Raw genomic sequence first — 26,529 nt, 5'->3', positions numbered from 1 at the left:
GCTCGCGCTGGGGCTATGCGTTCACTTAAAACTGGACTTGCCATAATCATGGGATCAAGCCGCGTCTTTGAAAGCTTTTTGGCTGTCTCAACGGTCGGCATGACATAAAGGGCAGGTCCCGGACTGTAATGAATAGCATAACCGCAGAAGTTCAAGCCTGCTTCAGACATGCCAACCTGCGCCCCTTTCATGACAATGGTTGTTTCAATTGGCATGTAAGAGGAAAGATTATCCATGATTTCGCGCAAATAAGGTGTACGCTTTGTTCTCCAAAGCCCAGGTTCAGCACTTGCTACAGTACTAAGATACCTATTCTTGTCGGCCCATTGCGAAACCGTGTACGGTGGGTCTGGTTGTCGTGCGTCATTAGCATTAGCGAAAAATTCTTCGACTGCATTGTCATCCATTATTCATTCTTTGCTCGCCACAAAACTCTCTCATTCTGGAGGTTGAGGATCATGAAAAGGCACTGGAATATTAACCGCCTCAAGCAAAGCGGTTCTCATATAATAATCAATAGCACCAATAAGGCTGGCTGCATCACATCCAACTTGTGCGGCAATGCTTGCACCAAAACGATGCGGAAAATTCAACATGGCGTCACGGTGTGCTCTTCCAAACTCACGCGCTGCTCTCTTTACTTCTTCACGGTCAACGGTTGTTTCGCGTAAGCGTTCAAGGGCAATCTTTTCGCTTTCAAGAGCAACTTGCATTCGCTCCAGTTTAATCTTGTATTCATTAGCACCCTCTGTAGAGACTTGTTTGATCTTTGTGCGCGCTTGACCATCCGGCGCTAAAAGTGGGGCAGGGCGCTTTGTTGGATTCTCATTCCAGATAGCTGTTGCAAGGGCTTCATTGACAGAACCATCTTCAAAAAGAGCTGCATCAAATTTACCTGTCTTTATCCGAGAAACCACCGCATTATGTGAAACCCCCATCTTCTTCGCAAATGCACGAACCGATAGACCCTCACGATGCTTCTTATTCATAGTTGCTCTTTGCCTTGATTTTTTCCTCATCTTGAGGAATGAGGTTTTCGGCGTACCAAGAAAGAAAGCTTTACGTCACGAACTGAAAAACGGGCTTCAATGCGATAAGGAGACATTTTACATATCATACTGTACACACTAAATCATTATTTATCAATAAGTTAAGTGTACAATGTACAGTCAATTTGAAAATTCTGTCGCTAGCGATAGTTCGCGCTCGCCTGCCCCGCAACAGACCCAACCCGCTGGGAAGTACCTTTTGCATTGATTTTATTGTATTTTTTCTGTAAAAAACCAAAGCGCAAGTGATAATCTGCTTTAAAAATTACAATTAAAGTGAGTAGTGTGTTGACATAGCTTAAGAACATTATTTAGCTTTCTTATTGGCGGCATATTCTTGACGAGCAAGTTGGTACTGTATGTTGGCAATTAATCGTTCATTGGCTTCTTTTACAATAGCACTTGCAATCTCTGGTTTGGACATCACTCCAGCAATTGACGGTCCTTCTTGTTTTGCAATAGGGAATTGGTCTCCATCATCTCTTTGAAACACATTCCCTCCCATTTTTAACTCAACACGTTTTGGAAAACTGCCTCCCATGATAAAAGCATGGGGCAAGATTTCTTTCTTTCCAAACATTTCGTAAGTCACACCGCGTTTTGTTTCTCTTGCTTGAAAAAATTTAAGAGGTATCGGTGTTCCAGAACCAATGATATCTGTCTCGAGAAGCTTTGCTGTAGCCTTTCCTTTAATATAAACGCCTTTTCTGACACGCTTTGATTGGGCTGATGTAACATCAGCAATTTGTTTTTCTGCAAAGCGTTCCACTTGTTTTGCAGAGGTGTTTAGAGCATTACGCAAAGCCCAATTAAGGCGTGGTGCTTGAAGACTGGTGAAGGTATCCTTCACCTGTTGAAGATACCATTTTTGATGGATGATTAACTTCAACTTCTAAGCCTTTTTGGGAGTAGGTGACTTGGAAGCTTTAGATGCTTTTGGCTGTTCGAGTGGAATTTCCTCTGTCACTGGTTCAGATGATGTTTGTGTGACTTCTTGTTCTATCTGCTTAATTTGTTCAACCGCCTTGTCTGTTTTTGCTGTTGTCTTGACGTCAACAAAAGGTTTTGCAGCATTGGCGCGCTTGAGACGTGTGTAGACTTGATTGGAAACTTCAACAAATGGATTATTGGGTGTTGATGGTTCAAAGCGAACAGTGCTTTTATTGTCTCCAACAACACACATTGGCTTCGTGATGATTGCTTTCATATTCGCTCCTTTTGAGTCATAATTAATGACATCATTAGTCAAATATTGATTTTTGTTATTTGAAAAATAGATTAGTCAGAATTAGCAAGAAAACAGGGCTTTCTAGCCACGTTTCAAGTTCACATTTTACTGAAATTTTAGGGGATATTTTTGAATTTTAGACGCAATAAGACTAGTGCAGTAGCGTCATTAAATATGATTTTTCACATCATGTCAACAAAAAAATCATTATCTTGTGTTTTTTTTATTTTTTTACCTAAATATGGTGTTTTTAGAAACAAAAAGGTATGTATTGACACAGCCAAAAAAGAAGAAAATCTAAATATTAAGCTCGTGACGCGCTGCTGTTGCCAAAAAAGCAGATCTTGTTAAACCTCTTTCTTGTGCACAATCATCAATTGCACGCAAAAGCCCTCTTTCAATAGATATATTCGTACGTACCACTTCTGCATCATTTTCAATAAAGGGGACTTGTATTAAAAAAGCTCCTTCTGACAAAGCTGTTTTGACAGATTTTCGTTGTATGACTTCCTCAAATTTTGAAGGAGTAGGCACTGTATCTATATCTTCACAATAAAGTTGAAGTGCTTCTGTTGCATTTGCGATTAAATTTTCTTCCTCATCAGCAGCAGAAAAAAGCCCCTCAAAATCAGGAAACTGAACACCAAAAGCAGAATCTTCATCTTTATGAACAAGAGCAAAAAATCTTTTCATTCTTCTTCTCCTTTTTTAACCTGCCTGCTTGTTGTGCGATAGAAGGTGCTGTACCAATCGGAAGATTTTTTTAGGATGTGGAACAATAACAACCTTACCATCTTTTTTAATTTATGATGAGAACCTTTTACTTTGACAAGTTCAAAGCCATCACGCTTTAATTTTGCAATGATTTTTCGGCTATCTTGTTCCATTCCCTAAACTCAAAATGTGTATATATATACACATTTTGATTATTTTTCATCTGATGTCAATTCTTTTTTAACGGCTAAAGTGCTTATGAAGCGCATTAAGAACAATACGCAAAGAACTAACAAGATGTGTTAGCGATTGATCTTCTATGACAAGATATTGTAATGCGGCATGAAGGTTATATTGACGGTGTAAACATTGAGCTTCTTGAACAACATCTTTTACAGCTAAAAGATGTTCTGTTGCCTTCTGTACCCATTTCTCTCTTGCTCCGCTATCAGAAGTTGTAGGCATTTCATCGTAAATTGCATTTGGTAAGGCTTTTGCACAGAGGTAATTGTTTTTCACTTCAAGATATTTTTGTGCAGCATCATATTGGTCTTGATTGATTTCGCCTTGCAAATAAAGCCGCCCGATATAGGTGCCGGACAGCGGATTTTTAGCCTCTTCTATGGTCAAACAGAAGCGTTTGGCACGCATTTCAATTGCCAATTTATCCATGGGTTCATGCGGTGTTTTTGCTCGTGAGATGCGTCCATTTGGTTCTCTGATACATCCTTTAATCCGAGGACGTCCGCGTTTTGCACGTTTTTTTCTTTTTGTCATATTTTTTTCAATCAGAATGGTATGCTATCATTATTAATGAGTGCACTATGATCAGCAGCCCCTGAAGCGATAGCATAATTTTGAGAAGTAATAGGTGAAGGGGTAGGGGATGCCGATTGATCTTTTTTGGCATCAAGCAAATACAACTCGCCTTTGAATTGTGGTAAGACAATCTCTGTTGTATAACGGTCATGCCCATTTTTATCTTGCCATTTGCGTGTCTGTAATTTGCCTTCTACGTAAACCTTTGAACCTTTGTTGAGATACTGAAGTGCAATTTTTGCCAAATGTGGATTAAAAATCACAACTGAATGCCATTCTGTTTTCTCTACTTTTTGATTAGTCTTTTTATCTGTGTAGCTCTCAGAAGTTGCTATACTAAAATTGACTATTTCTGCTCCAGAATTCATTGTTTTGCTTTCGGGATCAGCACCTAAACGCCCAATTAACATCACTTTATTTAGCATGTTTTTTCTTACCTTAAATTTGTATTTTAATACATAGAAAATCTTAGCATGATTTGCTTATTTTTTCAATTATTTCAAAAGGATATTATTGTTTTTTAATATATAAAATTATGTTTTTATCTTTTGATAAACATAAAGCCACACCACGCAAATGACATGGCTTTCTTTTTTCTATTTTAAAGCAGGAGCCCCCGCGCCGTTATTTACGCTGTTTTTTCACTAATGGCATCATTACTACAAACATCATCACGAAATGTTTTCTTTTCCTTAAGAGCGGCGTTACCATAAATCTTGACATCTTTGTAAACAACCGCTTTTCCATAAACTCTTGCATTATCAAAAATATGAGCACCCTCATATATATAAGCAGACCCTGATACTTTTGCATTGCCATAAACAAAGCCACTTACATCAGCACTATGCCAAACCTTGGCATTGTCATAAATTTTTGCATTTACAGCAATAAAGGCTTTCCCATAAACCACGGCATTGTTACAAACTTGACCACAAATTTTTGCATCACCATAAACCTTGGCATTGTCATTAACCACGCACGTGCTATGAACGACTCCCTTACCACGAACCCACATACTACCATTAACACTCGCATTATCAGAAACCTGTGCATTGCCATAAACATGGGTATCATGACCATAAACTTTAGCTTTACCACTCACTATAGCATTATCATAAACTTTCGCATTACCAGCAACGGCGGCTTCATTACGTACCTTTGCATTTTTACTAACAATAGCATCATATGCAACTATAGCATCATCATAGACCCAGCAATTGCCATCATGGGATAAATTGCTTTCCTTTTCAATAAACCCGCCAAGATCCCCCGCCTTGACATCATCGAAATCTCTTAATGCACGAATGCGATAAAAGTGTTTAGGTTGACGTGTATCAGCATCGCAAACTTCTTTGATTTCGTCAGTAATTTCATATTTTTTAGATATAGTTGTATTGGTCATAGGTAGTTCCCTAATCTAATATTCAATAAAATTTTAATGAGATGTTTAAAGAGAGGCACCCGATTAACGTCACTTTATTTAGCATATTTGTAGCCCCATTAGATTTGCACTTTAAAACGTATAAAATCTTAGCATAATTTGCATATTTATTCAATTATTTCAAAATGATATTATTGTTTTTTAACATATAAAATTATGTTTACGGTGTATAAAATAAGGGGATCAAGGTATTCTATTCTGCAAGCACCGTTTTTTTTCTACTTTCTCCATGAGTTCCTTGCACTTTGTCAGATCTTGTTGTGAAAGAGACTTAAACATTCTAACAAACGTGTTAGAAATTTCATGGTTAAGTGGGGCAGAAGAGTTCATTGTAAAATTCTTACGACAAATATTTGCTTCTCTTCTCAAGATAGAAGCCGTTTCTTCATCTAAAGCATATTTCTCAATGATCTTTTCTTCCATGTCAGCAGGTATAGGCTTTTTGCCAATTTCTACAGAAGATAAAAACGCTATAGATACGCCTAATTTATCAGCCATATCTAATAGACGCTCTGTCCGATCAAGACGAATTTTACGTAAGGTTTTGCCAAATGGTGTAAGCATGTGATTAAAGTTCCTATTAATGCAATCTGCAATTAAGCTGCTTTGAGAAGCGAGCCTATATTCTTTTCTAAAAATTGAGGTACTTTGATTTTAGGTGAAAAAATCATCAATTCGGTAGCTTGCCTTTTCTCTTGTAGAGAATATTGTAAGCTAAATTCTATTGAGAGATATTGCCTATACAAAAATTTAATTTCTTCAACGTTGTCATAAGTAATTAGCCAAGGCGCTGTCACATGTTGGGAGATGACATTCTCTAAATTATTATGATCATTAGCTTTGTAAAACGAAGTGTAAAGCCCTTTTCCTTTTTTAAAATAAGGAGGGTCCATATAAAAAAAGGTGTTTTCATCAGTTCCATAACGTAGCAAAAATTCCCGTGCATTTAAACGAGTTAAATGTATTTTATCTTTTTGTTCACTTATGCGAAGAATGCGTTCAATTATATTTTCTTTGTTAAATCGGCAATCTATTTTATAGGCACCGCTTTGTCCTTTCCCTCCAATTGGTCCAGCATTTTTAATAATTCCAGATCTATTTGTGCGATTTAAAAAGAGTGCTGCAAATCCTGCGCTAAGCACATCTGCACTTGCAGGAGAAATTTCTTTTTGTATGTACCATTCTTCTAAGTTAATGGTCGTTGTATTGATTTTTTCTATTAATTCTTCTGTCTTGTGCAAAACGCAATACCAAAAGCTCCAAATGAACAGATCAATATCGTTAATGTAAATATCTTTAACATCACCATTAAAAAGAAGCTTTAGAGCAAGTCCGCACCCGCCAGCAAATGGCTCTCTGTAGGAACAGCCATTTAATGCATTTTTCTCAAATATTTCTTTGATTTTTCCATACAGTGCAGCCTTACCGCCTGGATATCTCAATGGTGAGCAGACATGAGTCATTGTTACGCGCCTTTTTCAATGATTTTTTGATGTTTTTGTTGATTTCATCTATGAACGTTGAGAAGAGACAACGCCATTTAATCTGAACAGTTTTATAAAATCGGAAATTTTACTTTTGGTTTTTAACTGAGCACTGTAGTGTGTAAATAGATATATTTATTAAACTACGTGTACGCAACATAAGGAACAATACACAGACTAAAAAAGAATACCAAAGAGCAATATCTGAGTACCAAAGTACAGTATCCAATGAAAAAGAAAGCTTATGCTCTACGTAATTAGAAATAACAGATAAAGAAACCATTTCTTTATAACTACTTGGGAAAATTAAAACGACAAGCGCTAAACTTATTAGCTTTAAAAGTCTGTGCATATACTGTTGTAAATCACGTGTTAATGTCTTCCAACCTGTTGTATTTCCGCATTTGTATTTTGGGTTGCTTTGCAATTCAGAAGGAATATGAGAATTGCATAAAATTACAAAAATATTTGTTATTATTATCAAACCAAAAGATGCAAATATCAAAATACTTTGAATAAAGTAGGGATTTTTTTTAATTCCTAAAAAACATAAAAATATAAAAGTTATAATGCCAAACAAGGCTCTTAGCTGTTTATCTGTAAACATATTTATTTCCTGCGGTTTTTGATAATTTTTTGATCTCTTTATTGATCTCGTCTATAAGAGGTTCGTAATTGAGAACGCTTTTCGGAATAGCACCACCGTAAACCCAAGCTTTCACTTGCGCTTTGGTACTAAAATCCGCATTTTCTGGTGTATCGTAATACTGGCCGCCATCAAACTTTTCACACTCTCTTGTACCGTCTTCATATTCGTAGAGGTTGTAAAAATACTCCTCTGCTCCGTCTCCCCAAGGAACATAACCAACAGCTGTTGCAACCCACTTTTTTCGCATGGGTTGTTTACGGATTGTTAAGAATAAATGTTTTAAAATGAACATGCTTTAATCCTAATTTTACCAATTGGTCTATTTGTCTCAAATTTGATCATACAGAGCGTTTTATATTGTAGATGTTGTGGATTTATCATAAAATCTTTAAATCGCTTTGTAAGGTACCTTTTTATCGATTTAAACGCATGTCTAATCGTAAAATGATCAGCACTTTTCACTATTTTACTGTTTTAAGCCGCTTTAGAATTGCTGCTGTTATGTTGCTCTTCACTAGGCTTGCCTATTCTCATGAATGAAATGCGCTTGCCTCCTAAAGCCAAATTACGCGTATTTTCAACTGCTATAAAAACTTTCTCAGCAACACCATAAAGCCTGCTTTCTAAATCGCGACAATACTGCGCAAGATCAGCACAAGAGGGGACAAATGTTGTGGACATGCCTTTTGCCTCACCACGTATAAGATTTTTAACGGCTTGCAATAAAGACCAGAGTGAAATGCCGTTAAGAGCAGCGATATAAGCCTTTGCACGCGCTTCTGCATTCGAAACTTTTTGCATTGTCAAACCACCTTCAAGCACATCAAGAGCCTCTGCTATGTCTTCAACAGACGCTTTCAAGGTAAGTAAGTTTTGAACAGTCTGATAAGCTTCTAAAGCTTGTTTCTCTAGGGTTTTTGTCAATTGACTGCCATTGATCAAGGTCCATGGTAACTCCAGAGTTACACATTTCTCTATCTGTTGCACGGTATCTTGTAGAGGCGTCACTAAGCTGTGTTGCACCGATAAGATTACGGATTGTCTCTCCGGTACCAGCGCGAGTTCTTTGATCTTTTGAAAAGTTTCCATTGTTTCCACCATTATTGTTTGTGTTTTTTGTTTTTTCTAAATCATCAATCGCCTTGCGCACCCAGTTACGCCATGTTGCTTGCCAATCGATTTTGGTTGCATTTGCTCCAGCTTTTGAACGCCAATAATCTCGAAACTTTGCGATTTCGACTTTGACACGCTCTGGAGGCAAACCCTCTGCAAGTGCAAAATCGTAATCGGGTTCAAAATCCGCAGGTAATCGACAACCGCGATTAGCTTTCGCTCGGTTTTGCTTTTTGGAAATGTTCTCTTGCTCGTGAATAGGAGGTTGGTTTGTTTCTAACGTTTCGATTTGCTCTGATGTGGTCTCAACAGCAGCAACCTCTGTTGGCTCGTCAACCAAATCGATTGTTGCTAAACTTTCAGAACCAATTTCTTTTTTTGCTAAAACGATAGTTTTAGTTTTTTTATTATATATGTTATTGTTAATGTTATATGGTATCGTTTCCGTATCGCTTTCGTATTCATTCCGTATAGAATCCGTATCATTTCCGTATTTATGTTGTATAGATTCCGTATTACATTTTACGTTTTTTTCTTTAGACTTTTTCCATCTAGCACTAACAGCTTTTGATGCCGCTTCTGATTTTCCCACGCTATCATTTAATTCTGCTTCAACATCTAGATTCCATAAACGACCATCTGCTAAACGAATAATATGACCAGTGCTCTGTAAAACGTCTAATGCTTTGACAAATGTTTTTACTGAGTAACCAGTATAATTAGCCCAAACCTTAATGTTATTTAAAAGAGGCTTACCAGTGTGAAGCATTTGCAACCGTAATCTCATGTATATATTGCCTTCAATAGAAGACAAATAAGTGAGATCAAGAATCCATTTATCAGCAAAAAGCCTTGTCCATGGTATTTTACTGGACATGCATACCTCCTTCTTTCTTTAAATATAAAATTGCCAAAGCATCTGCTTCGTTGTCATCTTTAGGCGCATGCCCTTTTGCACGCACCGCTTTAATCATTTCTTCTTTTGAAGCATTTCCCTTCCCCGTTGTTGCTTTCTTAATCGTACCAACTGGAATGCCTTCATACGGTATCTGATGATGTTCACACCAAGCCGTTAAAGTTGCTAGAAAGCCACCGTAAACATGCGCTGCATCAGTCCCCACATGCCGGCGTACTTCTTCAAAATACACGGCATCAATTTCATCAACAGACCTCTTTAGTTCAGAAAGCCACTTTTTAAAGCGCAGATAACGCATACCACCGCCTTCAAAACGGCGTGATTGAAAATGTTCTGTATCGCTTGTTATGTGACCATCCGCACCGCATATCGCCCAGCCTGTCTTGGTCCCTAGATCAAGACATAAAATGGTTTGTGCGTTAGTGATCATTATCCCCCCTTAAGGCTCTACGTATTTATATGTGTGCTATGACAGAACGTGTTGTGATTGCTTGTCTTGGAAAAATGTTTTTGAAAAAGTAACCTCCCAATGATTCTAAAAAAGTGGGGAGGGGAAAGATGCAAGAATGGATAAAGATATTTCTTACGGGGTTCGTGTCATTTATCGGATCACTTTCAGTAGCGCTTATTTTAAGAAATAAAGACCGTAAAGAAGCAGCCAAAATCCGGAAAGATGATTTAGAAAAAGCTGCAAAAAAACGAGAAGAAGATAGAGAATGGATAAGCAAGCAATTTGCGGAAAGCCAAAAACAAACTACAGCTCTTGAAGAGCAAGCGAAATCGACAAAAGATCTTGCTGAATGGTCAAAACAACATGTTGAAATTTTGTTATGTGCTTCAAGACCACCCTTAGATCTCAAAGCGGGTTTTGACCTATTAGGACAAGTAAATGGTATCTCATATATAGCAATGATATTGCAGGTTACAAATCTAACAAAGAAAGATATTTTAATAAGAAATATACAAATGTCAGAAAGCAGCCCCTTTGAATTTATTGAAAATGTTTGTTTGTTTACCCAGTATAGGTCTGATATAGTGGACGAGTGCGTCGTCATTAAGAGAACAGCTCCCAAATACATTTCTTTAGATCCTAAAGAGATCAAATCGAACTCTACCGTAGAGTTTGCTTTAAATTTTTTCATTATGCCTGCTAGTAAACGCACTTTGTTTCACTTCCTATTAAGCTGTTCTGACTTTAATGTTCGAAATATTGCAAATTGTACCCTTGAACACACTTCACCGGATAATCCAGATGAATTAGTCACTGCTCGTTTTTGGGCGTCTTATCCACGCGACAAGCTTACGTTTAAAAAATATGAGCCCAAAATTCTTCAGTCTCAATCTTAATGTCGCAATTCTCTATTGAAGTATGTTCCCCTGAAACAAGAAAATCTATTGGTTTGATCTTTTCTTTGATCAACGTATAAATTTGGTAATTTAGTTCATTAATAAGCTTCATTTGGGAAGCCAACTTTAATCTTTGTTCATACAGTGTCTTATTTTTTTGCTTAATTAAAGTGGATAGGTTTTCAAGTACTACTTGTTGTTTCTCAATTGATTTATCTCGCTCTGCAAGAGTTTCTTCATGCCATCTCATCCAACTATCAAATTTTGACTTATGCCATTCTTCTCGTTTTTTAAGAATTGTTGTGTGAATCGCATATCGTTTTATGAGTTCTTCTCTACTACAATCACGATTTGGTATTTTTCTAAATTCTTTCACAAACTTATCTCCATTCTCAATTTTCGTATTACAACCTATTAATCTACAAATCCGTGTGTAGAGTTTCTTCAATATTCCGTTTCTCATGATCTTTCTTCTTTAAGAGTGTGAATTATGCTGTGGGTGTTTGTTATCAGCTGTAGTCAGTGGCACGGCTACCTCTTCAAGAGAGGGGCGTGGGTATAAATCGACATACCAGTCAACGGGACGAACAATACCATTGGTTGTCTTTTCAATCTTTAAGACAATTTCAGGCTCAGGAAACCGCAAGCCGCGTAAATACCTGTTAATCGTACTCTGTGCTACGCCAACTTGCTTCCCAAATTCGGCTTGAGATAGTTTATTTCGTGTGAGATATGATTTCAATTTTTCCATAATTCAAATAAATACCATAAAGGACTGCTTTAGTCAATAAAAATACCTTTATGGACTTTGTTAAATAAGCAGTCTTGGTGTAAGGTTTAGAGCATGCATATAATTAAAAAATTGAGGAAAGATTTGGGACTCACACAGGTGAAATTGGCTGAAAAAGCTGGTACCACGCAACCTCAAATAAAACGGCTTGAAAAAGGTGAGCGAAAATTAACCAAAGAGTGGGCGGAAAAGTTAGCACCACATCTTGGTGTAAAGCCATTTAATCTTCTTTTCCCAGAAAACGAGGAAATACATCCCATATCTAATGCTATTGGAATGATACCGGTGATAGGAAAAGTTGCTGCTAGCTCGTGGATGTCGGTCGAAGATATGGATTTTGGATTTGATGACATAGAATATGTACCCAGCACCTCGAAATACCCAGCTCACTTTCAATTTGCTTTAAAAATCGAGGGCAACTGCCTTAACAAAATTGCTCGTGATGGTGATCAACTTATTTGCGTAGACATAATAAAAGCCGGCATTAATGTGGAACCTAACGATCTCGTGATAGTTGAACGCAGCCGATTCAATGGTCAAATGATTGAGCGTACAGCTAAACGTATACGTCAAACTATTAGTGGATTTGAACTATGGCCTGAAAGTACTGAACCCAATCATCAAGAACCTATCAAAATAAATGGGGCAACTGATGGAGAGGAGATTCGTGTAGTTGGGAAAGTTCTTTGGATTTTAAGAAAACCCTGAAAACAAAGGAGAAGAGGGAATGGGGACAGTAGACGAGAGCTTAAAAATAATAGCTGATAAAGTCAAAAATCATTCAGATACTATGTTAACTGAAGAAGCGGTCAAAACAGCGGTCGTTTTACCCTTTCTGCGCGCACTTGGGTATGATATTTTCGATCCACTTGAAGTCATTCCCGAGTTTACTGCTGATGCCGTTGGTAAAAAAGGTGAAAAAGTTGACTATGCTATCCGTATAGACGGTGAGATACGTATTCTTTTTGAGTGCAAACCGATATCTTGCGAATTGAGTTCAAAGCATTTAAGTCAATTATATCGATACTTTAGTGTAACGAATGCTAAATTCGCGATTTTGACAAATGGTCGATTTTTTCATTTTTACACAGATCTTGATGCTGCAAACAAGCTCGATAATAGGCCATTCCTTACTTTTGATGTAATAGAATACAATACTGTGGTACTTACAGAGCTTAAAAAGTTTGAACGCTCAGCATTTAATATTGAAAATATATTGGTGACAGCCGAGCAGCTCAAATATGTATCTGGAATAAAACAAAACATCCAAAAAGAAATAGAAAATCCGTCCGAAGGTTTTGTTCGTGTTGCTTGTGCGGATGTTTATGAAGGGCGCCTGACTGCTAATGTCTTAGAAATGCTCACAGGTGTTACTAAAAATGCGTTTCGCGAAGTAATATCTGATGCGGTAAAAAGTCGGCTTTCTAGCGCTTTACAAACAACAACTGAAACCGACAAGCAAGATAATATTGCTACATCTATTGGTAATGAACATGCCATAATAACGACCGAAGAGGAAGTTGAAGGCTTCATGATTGTTAAGGCAATTGCGCGTGAAGTTATTTCTGCCGACCGTATTGTTATCAGAGATGCAAAGTCGTACTGCGCCATTTTAATTGACAATAATAACAGAAAGCCGTTGGTTCGACTGCACTTTAACAGAAAACGTAAGCAACTAGCCCTTTTCGATACTGATATTGATGAAAAAGTCGGTATTGAAACGCTAGATAATATTTATGATTTTGCAGACAGAATAAGAGAAACAGCAAAAAAATATTTATAAGATATTCTAACAACCTATGTATGCCCCGCTGAAGCGGGGTTTTTTTGTTCGTCCGCAGTTTTTATAAAAAAACTACGGCGTTATCTACCCATCGATTGGCTCTGTCTGCACACTGCCCCAATTTTTCCTGCATATAAATTTCAAATAAAGCTAACTGATTTATTTTTTTACGGGATACTAGGAAGTATCATGCCTCTACACTGAACGCTACAATACCCAAACCGATTCGTAATAAATATTAAAGTTCATTTATAAAAAACCATTTTAGCATAAAATGACTTGACTATAATAATCCTTTACGGTATATTCCTCTATAACAACATATCACGAAGAAGCAAAAGCCGATCTGGTGTAGATTAAATTACATTGACACAAACAATCGCTATTAGGCGTTAGGGAGGAGAAATTATGGAAAATCCAATTCTTATAAATTCTGATGAAATTTTATTAGTTGTCTATGATGATGATCAAAACATTGGTCGGTCTGGACCACTAGATGAAAGCCAAGTTCTAAAAATTATTGATGAGGTAGATGATGCAATCCAAATCTTTCGCATCAATCCTTCTGAGAATAATTGTGAAGATATCTCTGAAGAAATTGCAGAAGCATATGTAAAAGAAAATATCGAACATCTCCATGAGGAGAGTAAAGTTCATGACTTTGTACGCGAGAGTGTTGCTTACCATGACCTTTTATCTGATTTAGCAGACGAAAAATATAATGATGAGATGTATGGTACTTACGAACAACAACACCGTTTGCGTCCTTGTGATGTGCTTTAAAAATTCTTAAGGGCGCTTTTAAAAGCGCCTCCCCTTTTCCCATCAATAATTGATTAGAGTAAACTTATGACCACACATGATAATGATAGTGAAGGATATCTCATACCTGAAAACGAGGTAGGCAACAAAATTGGTTATGCCAAAATGGTCAAAGCCCATGTAATGCATAGGCATTTACATTTGAAACAAGATTTTTCCACTTGGTTTAACGATTGTGTTGAAAAGTTTGATCTAAAAGAAGGCGTGGATTTTGTTTTTACAAAACAAGAATGGAACAGACAGAAGATTTGTCCAAAATCTGAAATAGAAACATATAAAACCGATAATCATTACTTCAAAATTCACGCAGCAAGGAAAATCGCTAAAGCAGAGCGTCATAGAAACTATGGCATAATATTATACCAAAACTTGTGTTTTTCTTAATTAAGGGGGTGATGATGCGAAACTTTATTACAATATCTGAAAACAATTTTAATAACCAAACTGTTCCAACCATGTCTAGTCGTGAAATTGCAGAGTTATGCGGTAAGCAACATGCGCATATTATGCGTGATATTCGACAAATGTTAGGAGAATTATATCCTGAAGGGGGTCAATCCAAATTTGGATCCACCTATTTAGATAAACAGGGTAAGCCCCAAAACTGTTACAACCTCCCTAAGCGTGAATGCCTTATCTTAGTTTCCGGTTACAGCATGACATTACGCGCTAGGATTATAGACCGTTGGCAAGAGTTGGAAAAGCAAGCAGTAACACCACAAATCGACTATTCAAGTCCAAAGGCTATGATTGGCTTTTTGAATTACCTACAAGGTCAAATAGATCAAAAAGACATCATCATTGAAGATTTAACACCAAAAGCCATGGCTCTTGAAAGCTTACAGCGTCATAACGGACTGTTTAGTCTTACAGAAACCGCTAAAATACTCGAGATGCAACCAAAACAATTCATTCTTTTCTTACAAGAAAAAGGTTGGATTTATAGACGTGCAGCAGGTGGAAATTTGCTTCCTTATCAAGACAAAATCCAAAAGAAACTTATGGATTGTCCAACCATCACACTTCAAACCGCAAGTGGAATAGAAAAAGTCATTCCTTGCGCAAAAATCACAGCAAAAGGCATTGGTGTGCTGTCTCAAGAGCTTAAAAGACAAACCATGCATTAAGAGAAGGTTCTTATGATAAAAAAGAAATACGAACTTACTGATGAAACAACTGAGGTTGATGGCAAAACTCTCCACCGCATTCGTGCATTGAGAGATTTGGGGGACGTCAAGCAAGGTGATCTTGGCGGCTATATCGAGAAAGAAGACAACCTATCACATCATGGTAATTGCTGGATTGGGGGTTATGCCAAGGTTTATGATGATGCTAAGGTTTACGAAAATGCACAAGTTTACGGTTATGCACATGTTTACGACAATTCTCGTATTTATGGCAAAGCAGAAGTTTTCGATGAACCATGCATTTACGGTCATGCAGAAGTTTACGGTGATGCATATATTTGCGGTGAACCGCACGTTTTTGATAATGCAGAAGTTTATGGCAATGCACAAGTTTACGGTGAGGCATACATTTACGATAGGGCGCGTGTTTACGGCAATGCCCATGTTTACGGCAATGCCCATGTTTACGGCAATGCGCATGTTTACGGTCATGCAAAAATTTACGGTGAAGCATGTGTATGTTGGGACGACTGGATTGATGGCGATAGAAGAATCTCAACTAGAGAACAAACCAAATGAGAAAATACGAACTGACTGATGAAACAATAGACATTGGGCGCAAAACTCTTCACCGAATTCGTGCTTTAAGGGATTTTGATGATGTTAAAGCAGACGACCTAGGCGGTTTTATACAAAAAGAAGACAATCTAAGTCATGATGGCAATTGCTGGGTAGGTGATGATGCAAAAGTCTATGGTTATGCCAAGATTTTTGGTGATGCACATGTTTATGGAAACGCTCGTGTGGATGGTCATGCAAGAGTTTATGACAAAGCCAAGGTTTTTGGTGATGCTTATATTGATAACATTGCTGATATTTACGAAAATGCATGTGTTTTTGGTAGTGCATCTGTTACCGGAGAAACTAATATTTTTGGCAATGCGCAGATTTTTGGACATGCTCGTGTTTTTGCCAGTGCACAAATCTACGAGAATGCACAAGTTTCCGGTGGTGCATTTATTAGTGGAAAAGCTAAAATTTATGGGAATGCTAAAATTTATGACAGTCCATTGATTTCCATCAGAGCAAAAGTTGGGGGAAATGCCAAAATCTATGGTTATGCATTTATTCATGGAAACGCAGAGATCATCAATGATGAAATCATCACAACGGGCGAGAGGCAATAAACCATGGAAAAGAAATACGAACTGACTGATGAAATAAAAGAATTTTATGATGCAAGAGCCGATAAAAGTAAAAAACTTTATCGCATACGTGCATTAAGAGATTTTAGAAATATTAAAAAAGGTTACTTAGGCGGCTATATACAAAAAGAAGACAACCTATCGCATGAAGGCGATTGTTGGGTTTGGCATAAAGCTATGGTTTATGGTGACGCTAAGATTTTCGGCAATGCACAAGTATTTGAACGCGCAAAAATTACAGGCAGGGCGCATGTTTATGAAAATGCAAAAGTTTGCGGTGAAGCATATGTTGAATATGATGCGCAAATTTACGGCAATGCACAAATTTATGGTGAGGCTCGAGTTTTGGGCCATGTTTATGGCAATGCCCGTGTCTATGGAGATGCTTATATAAGTGATAAAGCACACATTTCCGGAAATATGAAAATTCTAGATGGAGTATATATTTTCGATAATGTAAATATTTCTGGTAATCTTGAAATTCGTGGACGCAATTCAATCATCTACGAAAGTGACTATTCAGCAAGCGATATGAGCTACATAAGCCGTTTCTAGCAACAAAAACAAAGATTTTAACACAAGCGTGGTTCACGCCACGGGGGAATTGCGCTCAAATAGGAGGAAATCAAGATGAGTGAACTAACTACCACACAAACGGAATTAGTGGAAAAAAGAAACGATTGCGAAGTCAAACAAACAGCTATGGATCGCATTTTAAACAGAGCCTTAGAAAATGACGTTGATATGGACCGCTTAGAGCGCCTTATCACATTACGAGAAAAAGAAATAGAACGACAAAATTATCAAAGTTTTGTCTCTGATCTTTCCGCTATGCAAATCAAATATCAAAAAATCCAAAAAAACTCTATTAATACCCATACCAAGAGTACATATGCAACGCTTGATCAGTATATTGACGCAGTAAAGGATACTCTTGCAACATACCACTTCGCTTTGTTTTATCGTATTAAAAGTCAAACCACAACAAACGTTACCATAGAAATAACTCTATCTCATCCCTCTAGCAATCAAATCTCAACAGAAGGAACATTCCCGATTGATGGTCAAGGCAGTAAAAATAACATTCAATCTGTTGGTTCCACGATTACTTATGCACGCAGATATCTTTTAGGCATGCTTCTTAATGTGACCAGTGATGAAGATGATACTGATGGCAACACGCTCATAGCAGGTGTTACACCGGAACAAATGAATGAGATCAGAGAATTAATAGAACAGACACAAGCAAAGGAAAGCGATATTCTTTCTTTTATAGGCGTAAAAAATCTCACGCAGATGTCTTATAAACAAGCTCAAACCGTTTTGTTTGCTTTGAAAAAAAAGCAACGCTCGCAAATGAATAAAGCACAACAAGAGCAACAAAAGGCGGTGTGAAATGGAACAAAGAACAGCAGAGTGGTTTCAAGCCCGTTTAGGTAAAGTCACTGCTTCAAACGTTTACAACATACTCAGTAAAACAGCAAAGGGAACGCCTACAAGCAAATATGAGGAGTACAAAATAAAGCTTATGACAGAGCGCTTAACAGAGGAAATAAGCCAATCTTATACAACACCTGCTATGCAATGGGGCATTGAACATGAAGAGAATGCCTTAAGAGAATATGAATTCATTTATGACGCAGAAGTCACAAGGTGTGGATTTGTCCAACATCCTATAATCCAAATGGCTGGTGCAAGTCCTGATGGGCTTATTGGTGAGAACGGTTTAGTAGAGGTTAAATGCCCGCAACCACCAAACCATCTACGCTTTTTTATAGATGGCAATATCAAGTCAGAATATATCGCACAAATGCAATTTCAAATGGCTTGTACGGGGCGCAAATGGTGTGATTTTATCAGTTATGACCCACGTTTTGTAGGCAGATCATCTGATTTTCGTATGAAAATTAAGCGCATTCACCGTGATGAAGAACAAATCGAACGGATTAATCAAGCGGTCGAAATCTTTTTAGCAGAAATAGACCAAGAGATGCAAAAGATTTTGGCAAAAGCTGCTTAAACCTATGGGGGTGCTCTCTCCTTCTCCTCTTGCTTAAGCACCCCCACCCATTTACCAAGGAAATTAAACGTGTGTAACATCAAACATATTATCATGCAGCCTGCTAAAGATGAGGAATTTTGTTTTTTTACCATTGGCTATGAAGGAAAGTCCCTTGAGAATTATCTTAAGAGTCTCATAGAAAACAATATCAAAACTTTATGTGATGTTCGTAAAAATCCAATAAGTAGAAAACACGGATTTTCAAAAAGACAATTAGAGCAAGCTGTAAGCAACATTGATATTGAATATATGCATATGCCTGAACTTGGAATTGCTTCTGAAAAACGAAGAAATTTGAAAACACAAAAAGATTATGACCGCCTTTTTGAAGATTATCAAAATACAACTCTCAAGAATAATTCTTGTGCAATAAATAAATTATATCAAATTTTTTTAAATAAAAAGCGCGTTGCAATCACCTGTTTTGAAGCCAATGTATGCATGTGCCATAGAGGACAACTCGCATTAGCTCTTACTCAATTGCCTGATTGGAAATATGAAATTGAACACATCTAAAAAATAAACTTGCAGATTTTTAAAAGTTGGAGTGCTTCACATGCCTTCCAGCCCCCACCCATTTAATTAACATAAAAAAGAGAAAGGTAATGAGATGATATTTGATGATGGAGATAGATATGTAACGACACGTGAGTGTGCACAGCTTTTTAGTGTATCCACAACAACGATTCGCAATTGGGTGCTTCAGGGGTTGTTTCCGGAGCCATATAAGCTAGGGAGAGCAGTGAGATGGAGAAAAAAAGAGATCTTAGCCTTCACTCCAAAGAAAAATAAGGAGCAAATAAGAACAAATTAGGTAAAATTATATAAACTGTAGAAGGTGGTCTAAAAGGTGGTCTGAAAATGGCTATTTAAAGAAAAAATCTATATATTTCAATATGTTAAACACAGAAAGTGGTGCCCCCAGAGAGACTCGAACTCCCGACCCCCTGATTACAAATCAGGTGCTCTACCAACTGAGCTATAAGGGCGTAACCACGTAGGAGTTAGCACAAACTCGTAAAAAGGAAAACAGAAAATTATCAATTTTTGTACATATTAAAAGAAAATTATATAACAAATAAAAAATAATTAGCTTATTTCTTTTTTTAACAATGTTTACAGCAACGTTGAAATTATCCTTATGCCGCTCTGATCTTATAGAATCTGATGATAATCTAATAATTTCGTTTTTGAATTAAGAATCTGAAGAAGTTGGTTTCTGAGAAAGATACTTCTCTAGCCAGTGAATATTATAGTTACCGTCTGCAACATCTTGATTATTAATGAGATCACGAAAGAGAGGCAATGTGGTTTTTATCCCATCAACGACAAATTCATCTAAAGCACGCCGTAAACGCATCATGCATTCCAAACGTGTACGCCCATGAACAATCAGCTTTCCAATCATGCTATCATAATAAGGAGGAATCCGATAACCTGAATAAGCACCTGAATCAACGCGAATTCCTAAACCTCCAGGTGTATGAAAATGTGTAATGGTTCCTGGTGATGGTGTAAAGGTAAGAGGATCTTCTGCATTAATACGGCATTCAATAGCGTGACCGGAAAAACAAACATCATCTTGTGTCACTGAAAGCTTGCAGCCTGATGCAATATGAATTTGTTCATGGACTAAATCTATACCTGTAATTTCTTCAGTTACAGGATGTTCGACTTGTAAACGCGTATTCATTTCAATGAAATAAAATTCACCATTTTCATAAAGAAATTCAACAGTACCAGCTCCACGGTATCCAAGTTCAGCACAAGCATTTGCAACAATACTGCCAATTTTTTTCCGTTCAGTTTCATTAAGTGCAGGTGATGTCGCTTCTTCCCATACTTTTTGATGCCGTCGTTGAATTGAACAATCGCGTTCACCTAAATGAATAGCATTTCCTGCACCATCACCTATGACTTGAATTTCAATATGACGGGGTTTTTCTAAATATTTTTCTATATAAACAGCATCATCACCGAAAGCTGCTTTCGCTTCTGAACGCGTTGTTTTAAGAGCTATAGAAAATTCTTGTTCAGAATGAACGACTCTCATACCACGCCCACCACCACCGGCAGAAGCTTTTATAATAACGGGATAACCAATTTCACGAGCAGTGCGTAAAGCATCTGATTCTTCACTAACAGCTCCATCTGAACCAGGAACAACAGGAATACCAAGCTTTTTGGCAGTTTTTTTTGCCTCAATTTTATCGCCCATGATTCGAATATGAGCAGCCGTTGGACCGATGAATGTAATATCATGGGCTTCTAGAACATCTGCAAACTTTGCATTTTCAGAAAGAAAGCCATAACCTGGATGAACTGCATCAGCTCCTGTAATTTCACAAGCAGCAATAATTTGCTGAATACTCAAATAAGAATCACGAGCGGGGGGAGGGCCAATACAGACACTTTCGTCAGCAAGACGAACATGCATTGCGTCTGCATCAGCAATAGAGTGAACAGCTACGGTTTTTATGCCAAGTTCTTTACAGGCACGTAAAACGCGAAGAGCAATTTCTCCCCGATTAGCAATGAGGATTTTTCGAATCATGGTTACCCCTCGCTTTATTCAACAATAATAAGTGATTCACCAAACTCAACAGGTTGGCCATCTTTGACAAGAACAGCGGTTACTTTGCCTGAGCGTGGTGATGAAATTTGATTCATTGTTTTCATGGCTTCAATGATCAGTAATGTTTCTCCTTCAGAAACATTTTGCCCTACTTCTACAAATGGTTGCGCACCTGGTGAAGGGGCAAGATAAGCTGTTCCAACCATTGGAGAGGTTATTGTATTTTTTGATTTATCTTCTTGGGGAGGTTGTATGGGAGATTCGGTTGTTGGAACTGGAGAAGATGTTACAGAAAAGCTAGGAGTAGCAACAGGTGAATAAATTGCTTGTTCGGAAGAAGTTGAGGTATTTTGGCGTGAAACGCAAATACGAAGCTCCCCTTGTTCAACTTCAATATTCGTTAAATTTGTATCATTCAAAATTTCAGCAAGATCGCGAATAATTTTCGTATCAATTGCGGTATATTTTGCCGAATCTATTTTTTTTGTTGCCATTTTATTTCTAACTCCTTGATCAATGAAGATCGTCATACGTCATATTATCTTAATTTATGACTGAATATCTCTAGATTAGGGATGATACCTTTTGAGGCTTTAAAGATATTTATTTCCTTTAAGTCATTACACTTTGCAATTTTAAACTCGTATCTGCTTTACGCAAAATTGCACTTATAAGCCTGTTGTCAAAAAAGAGAAAGCATAAAATCACTTCATTTACAGTATTCTTCCTAAAACGGATCAGGTATAGAACAGCTATTCACTGTATATTGTCTATTGCTTGTTTTAGAGTATCTTGTCCGGCTGCGCCAATGAGTATTTTATTACCGATAATGTAAGAAGGTGTTCCCGTAATATGAAGTTTAGAGGCAATTTGAATATTTTCTTTAAAGGTGTTTTGCAGGTCAGGATCTTTTATTGCATTACGGAGTTTTTTTTCATCTGCTCCTAATGAAATAGCTATTTTTATAGCTTTGGCTTCATTCACGCGCCCCTTATGCATTAAAAGTGCTTTGTGAAACTGTGGATATTTTTCTGAAAATTGTTTTCGAAATGCGTAGGCAACGCTATGGACCGCTATAGAATCAGGTCCTAAAATCGGCAAATCCTTGATAATAACCCGTAGATCTGGGTAATCTTTTATCAAGTTTTCTATATCTGAATAGGAACTTTTACAATGTTGACAGTTGTAATCAAAAAAATCAACAAGTACTTTTTTACCATTTGGATTGCCCAAAACAGCGTCATGAGGAGAATGAAAAATTTCCTTTTCTAATAAATGGATGACAGAAGTTTGTATTTGACTTTCGTATGCATTCTGTTTTTCTAGCTTGTCTTGAAGGATAAGCTGCATTTCAATCATAATTTCTGGATGAGTAAGAAGATACTCTCTCACAATTTGTTGAATATGATGAGAATCAATATGGGGTGTAACTTTTTCTTTAAGCTTAGATAAAAAGTTAGAATCCTCCAGAAGTTGTATTTTAAGATTTTCTAAGTTTAAATGATCTGCTGTTTTTGGGGCTGATGTTGCGTTTGATAAAGAAGGGGAAAAAATTAAAATACTCAACATAACAGGGGCTAAAATTTTTGAAACAAGCGTTATTTTTGAGTTTTGAAGTTGATGAATCATCTGTATCCCTTCGTATTTTCTATTGTGTCATTGAGTAAACTATATGAAAAGCGTTCTCTATGTGCAATAAAGCATTAGTTATATTGTGCATTCACGAATGAGCAAAAACATCAATTTTTCTCTAAAAAATTTTATATGATGCACATTTGCAAAGATTATGGTCTCTGAAGGATAAAAAATTTCTCTTTAATTTGTCAAATGTTGTTTTGATAAAAGGGTGTCAAAAAGCTTTTTATGCCTATTGATTGTGGAGAAAAGCAGGTTGATAATACGAAGCGCACTTGTATTGATTTTTTACTGTTACTTTATTGAGTCGTATGAAACAAATTTAAATAATGAAAAATAAAATTATGAAAACCATAACACATTATGAGCTGTTTATCATTGGGGGGGGAATAAACGGGTGTGGATTGGCAAGAGATGCAGCTGGACGCGGTTTTAAAGTGGGATTAGCTGAAATGAATGATCTTGCATCGGGGACATCAAGTACATCAACAAAGCTTATTCATGGTGGTCTTCGTTATCTTGAACACTACGAGTTTAAACTTGTTCGTGAAGCACTAAAAGAACGTGAGATCATTTTACGTATGGCTCCACATATTGTGCGTCCTTTGCGTTTTCTTCTTCCTTATCATAAAGAATTGCGCCCTGCTTGGATGTTGCGTCTTGGACTTTTTATTTATGATTATTTAGGGAAATGGAATCAGAAATTATGGCGCAGTAAAACGATTAATTTTTCAAAAAAGTTTTGCTCTATACTGAAGAAAGAATATCAGAGAGGTTTTGAATATTCTGATGCCAGAGTAGATGATGCCCGTTTAGTCATTGCCAATGCGCGTGATGCGGAAAAGTGGGGAGCTGATATAAAAGTACGGACAGAAGTTCTTTCTTTAAAAAAAGAAGACAAAAAATGGCGTATTGTTCTACAAGACAAATTAAGTGGTAAAGAATACAGTGTCACAGCCTCTTATGTCGCGAATATGACAGGTCCGTGGATTGATCATGTTTTGAGAAGCATATTAAGCTATAAAGAACATCCACCAGTACGGCTTATTAGGGGGTCTCATATTTTGGTTCCCAAGCTTTATACCCATGATCGTGCTTATATTTTTCAAAATGGTGACGGGCGTATTATATTTGCTATTCCATATCAAGAAGATTTTACCTTGCTTGGAACAACAGATTGTAATTATCAGGGCGATCCGGCCGATGTTCATATTACAGATACAGAGATTAGTTATATTTGCGCAGCAGCCAGTGAATATTTCATACAACCAGTGTCGCCTGAAACTATTGTTTGGTCTTACTCTGGAGTTCGTCCACTCTATGATGATGGATCTGCAAAGGCACAAGAAATTACGCGCGATTATGTTTTAAAAGAAATGGGAACAGGAAATACACCAAAGATTCTTAATCTTTATGGTGGAAAAATTACAACTTATCGTAAATTGGCTGAAGATGCGATGAAATTCGTTGAAAAAGCGCTTGGGAAAAAGGGAGCTTCATGGACGGCTAATGCAGTACTTCCAGGAGGTGATTTTCCTTATAACCAATTAGATACAATTGAAAATAGGATTGCTCTTTTGACACCAGATTTAGATGCTTTTACACATCGCAGACTTGCACGCTCCTATGGTACGGAAGCATTGGTGATATTTGCAGATCGTAAGGCAGATAGAGGAAAAGATTTTGGACATGGGCTTTATGAAGTAGAAGTAAAATGGTTGATGGAAAAGGAATGGGCTAAAACATGTGAAGATGTGTTATGGCGTCGTTCAAAACTTGGCCTTTTCTTTAATGAGCAAGAGGTTGATACTCTTTCTTCCTATATGCAAAGCCAAAAAGAAATTGAAAAACGTTTATAATCGTTTAGCTTCATAGATTTTATCTGCAATGTTGTAAAATATTTTTCTTCAAGAGATATTGATACAAACCATACAGGTCGAAAAGACAACGATTGTCTATATCATCAATTTAGTTTTTTTTGCAACAATCATAAAATGGCAAAATTGGGTGGAATATTTAGAATGAAATTTGTCTGTTCTATGCAGGAAAAACTAATAAATCTCACTAAGAAAAACTCATGGAGAGAAGATAATTTATAATCGGATTCGTATGGAATAAGAAATCTCTGTTTTTTATTGGAGAAGAAATAAAAGTACTTTTGTTTCACAATGAATTGAAAAAGGCTAAAGAAAATTAAACCTATCATGGGAAGTTGTATAATGTTTTAGTTTATTATTTTAAACTCTGTGCTAAAACATGTAACGATAGAAGGTTAATGGGCTGTAATAAGAACTTGTAAATGAGTTTTTACATTATAGATAACAATCTTCTTTCTTCATGTTTATATATATCTGAATATGACTCTATGAGAAGTATAGTTTAATATGATCGATTATTATATCCCTTTATATCAATTGAATAAAGGGGGTGTTATTATGCTCATAATGGTCTTAGAAAATAAAATTTTCTGTAAACTAAAGTTAAGTATTTTTCTCTATATCAAAGAGAGAGCTATAGGGATATAAGAGCAGTGCCCTTATGATATTTTACAATCTTCCATCGCCTGTAAAATTTGCAGTAGCACCAATGTTGGACTGGACAGACCGACATTGCAGGTTTTTTTATCGTCTTTTAACAAAAAAAGCACTCCTTTATACGGAAATGATGGTAGCAGATGCTATCATTCATGGTGTTCGCGAACAATTGTTGGCTTTTAGCCATAAGGAATGTCCAGTTGCATTACAATTAGGGGGAGCAGATCCGAAAAAGTTGGCAGAGGCTGCACGGATTGCTGAAGATTTTGGTTATAACGAGATAAATCTCAATGTTGGTTGCCCATCAAATCGTGTTCAAGCAGGCGTATTTGGAGCTTGTTTGATGTTACATCCTGATATTGTGGCAAATGCTGTGGAAGCGATGAAAAAAGTAGTTACTATACCTGTAACGGTCAAATGTCGAATTGGAGTGGATGAACAAGATGAAGAATTAGCGTTAGATCTTTTAGCGGATAAAGTTTGGGATGCAGGGTGTGATGCCCTTTGGGTCCATGCGCGTAAAGCGTGGCTAAAAGGATTAAGCCCGAAAGAAAATCGCAATATTCCGCCCCTTAATTATGAAAGAGTTTATAAATTAAAACGCAAATATCCTCATAAATTCATTGGAATAAATGGGGGAATTAAATCAATTGATGAGATCAAAGAGCACTTGGTTTTCTGTGATGCTACCATGGTTGGCCGCCAAGTTTATCATGATCCAACTTTGTTAAAACATATTGATTTTGAACTCTATGGGGAATCGCAGAATAATTTGAGTGAGAGTGATCTTATTGAAACCATGTGTGATTATGCGGCTCAACATATTGCATCGGGAGGGCGGCTTTCTCATGTGACGCGTCACATGATTGGTTTATTTCATGGGCGGGGTGGGGTACGTCGATGGCGACAAATATTATCAAATGATGCGACAAAACCAAATGCAGATATATATATTTTAAAAGAGGCTTTTTCCGCTCTCCTTGGATGATAGCTCGACAATTAATTTAGATCATTTATGCAATTTGATTTTTTCGCGATGATTTTTCCCACTTTAATTTTATAATTTTTAAAAGTTCATAACTTTTATTATGAAAAGAATGTTAGAATTTATATATTAAAGGGCATACTTATTATAGAAAATAGGTTAAGGGTATCCTGTAAAGGCAATCACAAGATATTGATGATATTTTGGATCTTGTATGTTTGTTATTGGGGTAGAAAATAGAATATAAAAAT

General features: G+C 36.9%; 35 protein-coding genes, 1 tRNA gene and 1 pseudogene. 15 read left to right on the top strand and 22 right to left on the bottom strand.

Annotated features, from left to right (window positions below; genetic code table 11):
- From PVV57_RS06165 to PVV57_RS06090, 16 genes and pseudogenes are all read right to left on the bottom strand, one after another.
- Positions 1 to 407, bottom strand: a 407-nt coding sequence (locus tag PVV57_RS06165) for a phage terminase large subunit family protein (protein WP_273783662.1), incomplete at its 3' end; no start/stop codon positions are given.
- A 30-nt stretch (positions 408 to 437) separates the two neighbouring features.
- Entirely contained in the window at positions 438 to 989 is a 552-nt protein-coding gene (locus PVV57_RS06160) for a hypothetical protein (RefSeq protein ID WP_273783661.1), read from the bottom strand.
- A 367-nt stretch (positions 990 to 1,356) separates the two neighbouring features.
- Entirely contained in the window at positions 1,357 to 1,938 is a 582-nt protein-coding gene (locus PVV57_RS06155; RefSeq protein WP_273783659.1) for a hypothetical protein, read from the bottom strand.
- Between the two features lie 3 nt (positions 1,939 to 1,941).
- Positions 1,942 to 2,256 carry a hypothetical protein gene (locus tag PVV57_RS06150; protein ID WP_273783658.1) on the bottom strand — a complete coding sequence of 105 codons (315 nt, stop codon included), beginning with the start codon at positions 2,254 to 2,256 and terminating at the stop codon, positions 1,942 to 1,944.
- Between the two features lie 318 nt (positions 2,257 to 2,574).
- Positions 2,575 to 2,970, bottom strand: a complete 396-nt coding sequence (locus PVV57_RS06145; protein WP_273783657.1) for a type II toxin-antitoxin system HicB family antitoxin — start codon at positions 2,968 to 2,970, stop codon at positions 2,575 to 2,577.
- Positions 2,942 to 3,164, bottom strand: a pseudogene (locus tag PVV57_RS06140) (type II toxin-antitoxin system HicA family toxin). The gene PVV57_RS06145 and the pseudogene PVV57_RS06140 overlap by 29 nt, the downstream one beginning before the upstream one ends.
- A 67-nt stretch (positions 3,165 to 3,231) precedes the next feature.
- Positions 3,232 to 3,768 (bottom strand): hypothetical protein, encoded by a 537-nt coding sequence (locus PVV57_RS06135; protein WP_273783656.1) that lies wholly within the window; start codon positions 3,766 to 3,768, stop codon positions 3,232 to 3,234.
- 11 nt (positions 3,769 to 3,779) lie between these two features.
- The gene (gene ssb, locus PVV57_RS06130; protein WP_273783655.1) at positions 3,780 to 4,235 is read right to left on the bottom strand and encodes a single-stranded DNA-binding protein; all 456 of its coding nucleotides are present in this window, start codon (positions 4,233 to 4,235) and stop codon (positions 3,780 to 3,782) included.
- A 203-nt stretch (positions 4,236 to 4,438) separates the two neighbouring features.
- The gene (locus PVV57_RS06125; protein ID WP_273783654.1) at positions 4,439 to 5,212 is read right to left on the bottom strand and encodes a hypothetical protein; all 774 of its coding nucleotides are present in this window, start codon (positions 5,210 to 5,212) and stop codon (positions 4,439 to 4,441) included.
- A 222-nt stretch (positions 5,213 to 5,434) separates the two neighbouring features.
- Entirely contained in the window at positions 5,435 to 5,815 is a 381-nt protein-coding gene (locus tag PVV57_RS06120) for a helix-turn-helix transcriptional regulator (RefSeq protein ID WP_273783653.1), read from the bottom strand.
- A gap of 32 nt (positions 5,816 to 5,847) precedes the next feature.
- Positions 5,848 to 6,714: a DNA adenine methylase gene (locus PVV57_RS06115; RefSeq protein ID WP_015856259.1), complete on the bottom strand. Its 867-nt coding sequence runs from the start codon at positions 6,712 to 6,714 to the stop codon at positions 5,848 to 5,850.
- Between the two features lie 109 nt (positions 6,715 to 6,823).
- Positions 6,824 to 7,342, bottom strand: coding sequence for a hypothetical protein (locus tag PVV57_RS06110; protein WP_273783650.1), 519 nt, complete (start codon positions 7,340 to 7,342; stop codon positions 6,824 to 6,826).
- The gene (locus PVV57_RS06105; protein ID WP_273783649.1) at positions 7,329 to 7,676 is read right to left on the bottom strand and encodes a hypothetical protein; all 348 of its coding nucleotides are present in this window, start codon (positions 7,674 to 7,676) and stop codon (positions 7,329 to 7,331) included. The genes PVV57_RS06110 and PVV57_RS06105 overlap by 14 nt, the downstream gene beginning before the upstream one ends.
- A 182-nt stretch (positions 7,677 to 7,858) precedes the next feature.
- Positions 7,859 to 8,245, bottom strand: a complete 387-nt coding sequence (locus tag PVV57_RS06100; RefSeq protein WP_273783648.1) for a hypothetical protein — start codon at positions 8,243 to 8,245, stop codon at positions 7,859 to 7,861.
- On the bottom strand, positions 8,229 to 9,374 hold the full coding sequence (locus PVV57_RS06095) for a hypothetical protein (protein ID WP_273783647.1): 1,146 nt from the start codon (positions 9,372 to 9,374) through the stop codon (positions 8,229 to 8,231). Before PVV57_RS06095 ends, PVV57_RS06100 begins: the two co-directional genes overlap by 17 nt.
- On the bottom strand, positions 9,364 to 9,843 hold the full coding sequence (locus PVV57_RS06090) for a crossover junction endodeoxyribonuclease RuvC (protein WP_273783646.1): 480 nt from the start codon (positions 9,841 to 9,843) through the stop codon (positions 9,364 to 9,366). The genes PVV57_RS06095 and PVV57_RS06090 overlap by 11 nt, the downstream gene beginning before the upstream one ends.
- Positions 9,844 to 9,971: 128 nt before the next feature.
- On the opposite strand from PVV57_RS06090, the gene PVV57_RS06085 reads away from it, so the two are divergent.
- Positions 9,972 to 10,760 carry a hypothetical protein gene (locus PVV57_RS06085; RefSeq protein ID WP_273783645.1) on the top strand — a complete coding sequence of 263 codons (789 nt, stop codon included), beginning with the start codon at positions 9,972 to 9,974 and terminating at the stop codon, positions 10,758 to 10,760.
- Here PVV57_RS06085 and PVV57_RS06080 read toward each other — a convergent pair.
- Both PVV57_RS06080 and PVV57_RS06075 read right to left on the bottom strand, forming a co-directional pair.
- Positions 10,720 to 11,136 (bottom strand): hypothetical protein, encoded by a 417-nt coding sequence (locus PVV57_RS06080; RefSeq protein ID WP_273783644.1) that lies wholly within the window; start codon positions 11,134 to 11,136, stop codon positions 10,720 to 10,722. The genes PVV57_RS06085 and PVV57_RS06080 overlap by 41 nt on opposite strands.
- 99 nt (positions 11,137 to 11,235) lie before the next feature.
- On the bottom strand, positions 11,236 to 11,511 hold the full coding sequence (locus PVV57_RS06075; RefSeq protein WP_273783643.1) for a helix-turn-helix transcriptional regulator: 276 nt from the start codon (positions 11,509 to 11,511) through the stop codon (positions 11,236 to 11,238).
- A gap of 93 nt (positions 11,512 to 11,604) precedes the next feature.
- On the opposite strand from PVV57_RS06075, the gene PVV57_RS06070 reads away from it, so the two are divergent.
- The 12 genes from PVV57_RS06070 (at position 11,605) to PVV57_RS06015 (ending at position 19,363) form a co-directional block, all read left to right on the top strand.
- Positions 11,605 to 12,258 (top strand): LexA family transcriptional regulator, encoded by a 654-nt coding sequence (locus PVV57_RS06070; protein ID WP_004856665.1) that lies wholly within the window; start codon positions 11,605 to 11,607, stop codon positions 12,256 to 12,258.
- Positions 12,259 to 12,277: 19 nt separating this feature from the next.
- Complete coding sequence (locus PVV57_RS06065; protein ID WP_126603683.1) at positions 12,278 to 13,333, top strand: type I restriction endonuclease; 1,056 nt, start codon at positions 12,278 to 12,280, stop codon at positions 13,331 to 13,333.
- Positions 13,334 to 13,741: 408 nt separating this feature from the next.
- On the top strand, positions 13,742 to 14,116 hold the full coding sequence (locus PVV57_RS06060) for a hypothetical protein (protein WP_273783642.1): 375 nt from the start codon (positions 13,742 to 13,744) through the stop codon (positions 14,114 to 14,116).
- A gap of 66 nt (positions 14,117 to 14,182) precedes the next feature.
- On the top strand, positions 14,183 to 14,539 hold the full coding sequence (locus PVV57_RS06055; RefSeq protein WP_273783641.1) for an antA/AntB antirepressor family protein: 357 nt from the start codon (positions 14,183 to 14,185) through the stop codon (positions 14,537 to 14,539).
- A 14-nt stretch (positions 14,540 to 14,553) separates the two neighbouring features.
- Positions 14,554 to 15,282 carry a Rha family transcriptional regulator gene (locus tag PVV57_RS06050; protein WP_273783640.1) on the top strand — a complete coding sequence of 243 codons (729 nt, stop codon included), beginning with the start codon at positions 14,554 to 14,556 and terminating at the stop codon, positions 15,280 to 15,282.
- A gap of 15 nt (positions 15,283 to 15,297) precedes the next feature.
- Positions 15,298 to 15,861, top strand: a complete 564-nt coding sequence (locus PVV57_RS06045; protein WP_273783663.1) for a hypothetical protein — start codon at positions 15,298 to 15,300, stop codon at positions 15,859 to 15,861.
- Positions 15,858 to 16,469, top strand: a complete 612-nt coding sequence (locus PVV57_RS06040; protein ID WP_273783639.1) for a hypothetical protein — start codon at positions 15,858 to 15,860, stop codon at positions 16,467 to 16,469. The genes PVV57_RS06045 and PVV57_RS06040 overlap by 4 nt, the downstream gene beginning before the upstream one ends.
- Positions 16,470 to 16,472: 3 nt before the next feature.
- Complete coding sequence (locus PVV57_RS06035; protein ID WP_273783638.1) at positions 16,473 to 17,042, top strand: hypothetical protein; 570 nt, start codon at positions 16,473 to 16,475, stop codon at positions 17,040 to 17,042.
- A 75-nt stretch (positions 17,043 to 17,117) separates the two neighbouring features.
- Complete coding sequence (locus tag PVV57_RS06030) at positions 17,118 to 17,882, top strand: ERF family protein (RefSeq protein ID WP_273783637.1); 765 nt, start codon at positions 17,118 to 17,120, stop codon at positions 17,880 to 17,882.
- 1 nt (position 17,883) lies between these two features.
- Positions 17,884 to 18,507, top strand: coding sequence for a lambda exonuclease family protein (locus PVV57_RS06025; RefSeq protein WP_273783636.1), 624 nt, complete (start codon positions 17,884 to 17,886; stop codon positions 18,505 to 18,507).
- Positions 18,508 to 18,576: 69 nt separating this feature from the next.
- Positions 18,577 to 19,065, top strand: a complete 489-nt coding sequence (locus tag PVV57_RS06020; RefSeq protein ID WP_273783635.1) for a DUF488 family protein — start codon at positions 18,577 to 18,579, stop codon at positions 19,063 to 19,065.
- Positions 19,066 to 19,159: 94 nt separating this feature from the next.
- Entirely contained in the window at positions 19,160 to 19,363 is a 204-nt protein-coding gene (locus tag PVV57_RS06015) for an AlpA family transcriptional regulator (protein ID WP_005865986.1), read from the top strand.
- Positions 19,364 to 19,462: 99 nt separating this feature from the next.
- Here the strand turns inward: PVV57_RS06015 and PVV57_RS06010 are convergent.
- The 4 genes from PVV57_RS06010 to PVV57_RS05995 all read right to left on the bottom strand — a co-directional run bounded on the left by PVV57_RS06010 (position 19,463) and on the right by PVV57_RS05995 (position 22,753).
- Positions 19,463 to 19,538: transfer RNA gene (locus PVV57_RS06010), tRNA-Thr, on the bottom strand.
- Between the two features lie 206 nt (positions 19,539 to 19,744).
- Positions 19,745 to 21,103: an acetyl-CoA carboxylase biotin carboxylase subunit gene (accC, locus tag PVV57_RS06005; protein WP_273718483.1), complete on the bottom strand. Its 1,359-nt coding sequence runs from the start codon at positions 21,101 to 21,103 to the stop codon at positions 19,745 to 19,747.
- Between the two features lie 14 nt (positions 21,104 to 21,117).
- Positions 21,118 to 21,618, bottom strand: coding sequence for an acetyl-CoA carboxylase biotin carboxyl carrier protein (gene accB, locus PVV57_RS06000; RefSeq protein ID WP_273718481.1), 501 nt, complete (start codon positions 21,616 to 21,618; stop codon positions 21,118 to 21,120).
- 262 nt (positions 21,619 to 21,880) lie between these two features.
- Entirely contained in the window at positions 21,881 to 22,753 is an 873-nt protein-coding gene (locus PVV57_RS05995; RefSeq protein ID WP_273718480.1) for a DsbA family protein, read from the bottom strand.
- A 335-nt stretch (positions 22,754 to 23,088) separates the two neighbouring features.
- Here PVV57_RS05995 and glpD point away from each other — a divergent pair, with 335 nt between their 5' ends.
- Complete coding sequence (gene glpD, locus PVV57_RS05990) at positions 23,089 to 24,618, top strand: glycerol-3-phosphate dehydrogenase (RefSeq protein ID WP_273718478.1); 1,530 nt, start codon at positions 23,089 to 23,091, stop codon at positions 24,616 to 24,618.
- Between the two features lie 679 nt (positions 24,619 to 25,297).
- Complete coding sequence (gene dusA, locus PVV57_RS05985; RefSeq protein WP_273718477.1) at positions 25,298 to 26,281, top strand: tRNA dihydrouridine(20/20a) synthase DusA; 984 nt, start codon at positions 25,298 to 25,300, stop codon at positions 26,279 to 26,281.
- Positions 26,282 to 26,529: the final 248 nt, after the last annotated feature.

The organism is Bartonella sp. AU15XJBT, from assembly GCF_028618615.1.
Taxonomy (GTDB): domain Bacteria; phylum Pseudomonadota; class Alphaproteobacteria; order Rhizobiales; family Rhizobiaceae; genus Bartonella.
This window is presented reverse-complemented; position numbering and strand designations above follow the sequence as displayed.